This is a genomic window from Corallococcus sicarius, assembly GCF_003611735.1.
GTDB classification, from domain to species: domain Bacteria; phylum Myxococcota; class Myxococcia; order Myxococcales; family Myxococcaceae; genus Corallococcus; species Corallococcus sicarius.
Genome location: NZ_RAWG01000490.1, coordinates 1 through 4,757, shown reverse-complemented (window position 1 = coordinate 4,757; position 4,757 = coordinate 1). Strand labels below are relative to the sequence as shown.

The window sequence follows — 4,757 nt, the reverse complement described above, 5'->3', positions numbered from 1 at the left end:
ACGGCCCCCCAGGGGGGGCGAGGTCCGGGTGGGCGTGCTCATGCGGACAGGGTCTCCTTGGGGGGAAGCAGGCACACCCCCTCGTGGATTGTGTGTCTTTCCGCCAGCCACCGGGCCGTGTTTCAGCCCACCAGGGCAAGCCGGGTCCGGTATCCGACGGATGCGGGCAGGCCTACGATAGGGTTTGCGACCGCGATGTGCATGCCGGCTGGGATTGGGAAGGCCCTACGTCTCTTCCAGCATCTGTCGCACGCGCGCCACCAGCGCATCCATGGCCACGGGCTTCGTCATCATCTCCATGCCGGGCTGGAGGAACCCGGAGGCCTGGGCCGCGGCCTGCGCGTAGCCCGTGAGGAAGAGCACCTTGAGGGCCGGGCGCCGCAGCCGCGCGACGTCCGCGAGCTGCCGCCCGGTGATGCCTCCCGGCAGGCCGATGTCCGTCACCAGCAGGTCCACGCGCGGCATGGACTCCAGCAGGCGCAGGCCGGACGGACCGTCCTCCGCCTCCCGCACCTGGTAGCCCAGCTCCTGGAGCACCTCCTGGATGAGGGCGCGCACCACCGGCTCGTCCTCCACCAGCACCACCACCTCGCCGCCCCGCGCGAGGTGCTCCTCGCCCGGCCCCTCGGAGTCCACCGCCTCCGGGCCGGCCTCCCCGCGGGCGCGTGGCAGGAACAGCGACACCGTGGTGCCCCGGCCGGGCTCGCTCTGGATGCGCGCGGAGCCTTCCGACTGGCGCGCGAAGCCGTAGATCATCGACAGGCCCAGGCCCGTGCCCTGGCCCTGCGGCTTGGTGGTGAAGAAGGGCTCGAACGCGCGCGCGATGACGTCCGGGGTCATCCCCACGCCGGTGTCGGTGACGCTCAGGCGCACGTAGGCGCCGGGCGTCAGGTCCCCGCTCACCGGCGGGTCCATCCGCACGTTGAGCGTCTCCACGCGCAGGCGGCCGCCGTAGGGCATGGCGTCGCGCGCGTTGATGACCAGGTTGAGCACCGCGCTCTCCAGCTGGTTCGGGTCGCACAGCGTCGTCCACGGCGCCGGCGTGAGCGCCAGCTCCAGCTGGATGGTCTCCCCCAGCGTGCGGCGCAGCAGGTCCTCCATGGAGTCCACCAGCTGGTTGACGTCCGTGGGGCGCGGGTCCAGCGGCTGCCGCCGGGAGAAGGCCAGCAGGCGGTGCGTGAGCGAGGCCGCCCGGTGCGCGGAGGACCTCGCGCCCGTGATGAAGCGGCCCAGCTCCTCCGTGCGTCCCTGGCCCAGGCGCTTCTGCACCAGGTCCAGCGACCCGATGATGCCCTGCAGCAGGTTGTTGAAGTCGTGCGCGATGCCGCCCGTGAGCTGCCCCACCGCCTCCATCTTCTGCGCCTGGCGCAGGGCCTCCTCGGCCTGGTGCAGCGCCTGGGCCGCCTCGCGCTCCTGGGTGATGTCGCGCCCCACCGCGTGGATGCGGCCCTCGTCCGGCACCGCCGTCCAGTCCAGCACGCGGTAGGAGCCGTCCCGGTGGCGGTAGCGGTTCTGGAACGCCAGCGTGGTGACGCCGCTGGAGAGCCGCTGCAGCTCCGCCGCGGTGGCCTCCAGGTCGTCCGGGTGGATGAACTCCGACACCGCCCGTCCCACCATCTCCGGCTCGGACCAGCCGAGGATGCGCGTGGCGGACGGGTTCACGTTGAAGATGCGGCCGTCGAACCCGCACACCAGCATCAGCTCCTGGGACAGGCGCCACAGCCGGTCATGGTCCGCGGTGCGCGCGCTGAGCTGCTGCTCCAGCCGCGCGGTGAGCACCTGCAGGGCCGCCTCCGCGCGCTTCTGGTCCGTCACGTCGTAGATGACGCCCGGCACCCGGCGCATGCCCTCGCGCGGCGCCTCGCCCCGGCGGGCCACCCAGCGCTCCTCGCCGGTGTCGTCGCGCCGCACGCGGTACTCGATGTATTCCAGCGCGGTGGGGCTCAGGGTGCCGTCCACGGTGCGGACGCGGGGCTGGTCGTCCGGGTGCAGGCGCGTGAGCAGCTCCGCGATGGGGTACGACGGCCGCACCGGGATGCCCCAGATGCGGCAGAACTCCTCCGACGTGAAGACGGTGCGCGTCTCCACGTCCAGCTCGAAGATGCCCACGCCGCCCGCCCGCTGCGCCAACTGGAGCGTGGCCAGCGCCGCCTCGCGCTCCCGCTCCGCGCGCTTGCGCCCGGTCGTCTCCACCGGCGCGCAGAACACGCCCGCGATGGTGCCCGTGTCGTCCCGCGCCGGCACATAGGAGAAGGTGAACCAGATCTCCTGCGGCTGGCCTTCGATGGTGAGGTTGAACGCCTGGTCCTCGACGAAGACGGTCTCCCCCGCGAGCGCGCGCTCCAGGAGCGGCTGGAGCCGCGACCAGAACTCCGGCCACACACGGACGCACGGCTGGGCGAGCCCCGGGTGCTGCGGCCCCATGAAGGGGCTGTACGCATCGTTGTAGAGGTAGCGCAGCTCCGGGCCCCAGAGGACGAACATGGGCTGGGTGGAGTCCAGCATCAGCCGCACCAGGGTGCGCAGCGCCTGTGGCCAGGTTCCGGGAGGCCCCAGGGGCGTGGCCGCCCAGTCCAGTTCCCGCATCCGCGCGCCCATCTCACCGCCGCCAGCGAGCAATGACACGGACGGCGCGGGGGCAGGGGAGGAGGCGTCGCTCAAGGCGGAGCCTCAATAGCAAGCGGCGGGGCGGATTGCCATGAACGACGAAGCCCGCTTCCCTGGAGGGGAAGCGGGCGTGTGTATCACGGGGCCGCCACGGCGCTTCAGCGCACCCAGTTCACGTTGCTGTATGCCTTCACGCCGTCTGCCCGCTCCGTGTTCGTCAGCGGCGCGTAGACGCGCGTGGTGAGGGTGTTGGCGGCGGTGTCGATCTCCACGAGCCGCGTCGGGTTCGTCGTGCTGTCGTGGTAGGCGTTGAGCATCTGGTAGACGGTGTTGCCCTGGACGCCCACGTCCGTGCGGTAGGCGGCGTTGCCCACGTGGCCGGAGAAGACCATGCGCACGTTGGCGTACTGCTTGATGAGGTTGTCGAAGATGTACTGCGGGCTGTTGTTGCCGTAGCCGCCGTTGCCCTGCTCGATGCCGCCGCTGCCGTTCAGGTGCGAGTGGGTGATGATGATGACGTTGTGCCGGGGGAACTGCGCCAGCACCGTCTTCGCCCAGTTCACCGCGTCCGTGCGCGCCCACAGCTCCAGGTTGAGCACCAGCCAGTTCAGGCCGCCCGCGCTGAACGTGTGGTAGGCGTTGTCGCACTTGCCCGTCTCGTACACGCCGCCCAGTGCCTTGAAGCGCGACAGCGGGAAGTACGCGTTGAAGGTCGTGGTGTTGCGCAGGTTCGCGTTGACGTTGCCCGGGCACGCGCTGCCGCCGGGGCACACCGCCGCCGTGTCATGGTTGCCAATGGCGATGGCGTAGGGAATCTGGGCGGTGTCCAGGATCTGGTACGCGTCGCTCGCGCGCTGGTAGTGCAGGTGGTCCGGCGTGTCCCAGTCCATCAGGTCGCCGGTGTGCATCACGAAGCGGATGTCCTGCGCCGTCTTGTTGTCGGCGATCCACTGCATGCGGTGGGTCAGCCGCGCGGGCTGGTACACCGTCTCCAGCTGCGTGTCCGGGATGACCACCAGGGTGAACTTCGTGTCCACGGCGGTGGGCGCCGCGTAGAACTGGATGCCCTCGCTCACCCAGCCGGCGGCGGTGAGGCTGTCGCGCTCCGCCTGGGTGACGGCGTGGCGGTGCTTCTGGAGGGTCGTGTTGTTGAAGCGGTAGACGGGCACGAGGCACGCGGCCGCCGTCTTGGACGCGTAGAACCCCACGCCCTCGTCGGTGGTGTAGCCATTGGCCATCAGCGTCGAGCGCTCCGCGGCGTCGATGGTGACGATGTGCTCGACCTTGCCGGGGCTGTAGAGCCGGTAGACGGGCGACAGGCCGGTGCCCGTGGACGTCGCGGCCTTGAAGGGCGTGCCCCGGTCATCCGTGAACCCATACGTCGTGCCCGCGTTGGCGGCCTCCGTGGCGTTGGTCGTCAGCAGGCTGGAGCCGGTGGCCGGACGCACGCGCATGTACACGGGAGCGCTGAGCGCGGCGCAGTCCAGCGACTGCGTGGTGCTGCCCACGTCCTGCACGGAGGCCGGCTGCGACGGCTGCGCGGGCGCTTCACCCGGGCCACACGCGGACAGCAGGCCCGCCAGGGCCAGGGATGCGATGAGGGAATGGGACTTCAAGGATGTCTCCTCCGGTACCGTCAATGCTGTCGGGTTGTCCAGATTAAAAATGGATTGCCCGGCTGCGCATAGCATTGCCGAAGCGGTCGGGGAAGACTGGAGGAAGCCCCCGGCTCAGTCCGGATAGAACATGGGGTCGCGCGTGGCGACGAACGACGAGATGGCGTGCGCCACCTCGGGCGGCAGTGTGGTGAACTGCACGCCCACGCCGGGCATCAGCTCCGGGGTGCGGTCGTTGCCGTCGCGGGCCCAGCGCACCACGCCGTTCACCGTGAGGGGCCGGCCGCCCGGCAGGGTGAAGTCCAGCTCCACCGGCGTGCCGCGCGGCACCGCCTCCACCGTGGCGATGAAGACGCCGCCCTCGCTGATGTCCATGGAGAAGCCGGTGAAGAAGTTGGAGTCGCTGCGCGTGTCGATGGTCGTGTGCATCCGCACCCGGCCGTTGCGCCGCGCCTCGTCCTTCGCGGGCGGCGGCACGGCCGCGGGGGCAGGCGCCTGGGGGGGCCCCTTCGCCCGGGCGCCTGCCCCCGCGGC

3 protein-coding genes are annotated in these 4,757 nt (G+C 70.9%); all 3 read right to left on the bottom strand.

Translation table 11 applies throughout. From position 1 onward, the window contains the following. Positions 1-225 precede the first annotated feature (225 nt). Positions 226-2,661, bottom strand: a complete 2,436-nt coding sequence (locus D7X12_RS39395; RefSeq protein ID WP_208719586.1) for a PAS domain-containing hybrid sensor histidine kinase/response regulator family protein — start codon at positions 2,659-2,661, stop codon at positions 226-228. Between the two features lie 104 nt (positions 2,662-2,765). After that, positions 2,766-4,223, bottom strand: coding sequence for a metallophosphoesterase (locus D7X12_RS39390; protein WP_244225055.1), 1,458 nt, complete (start codon positions 4,221-4,223; stop codon positions 2,766-2,768). Positions 4,224-4,337: 114 nt separating this feature from the next. Further along, the coding region (locus tag D7X12_RS39385) for a TIGR02266 family protein (protein ID WP_244225054.1) at positions 4,338-4,757 on the bottom strand (420 nt) is incomplete at its 5' end.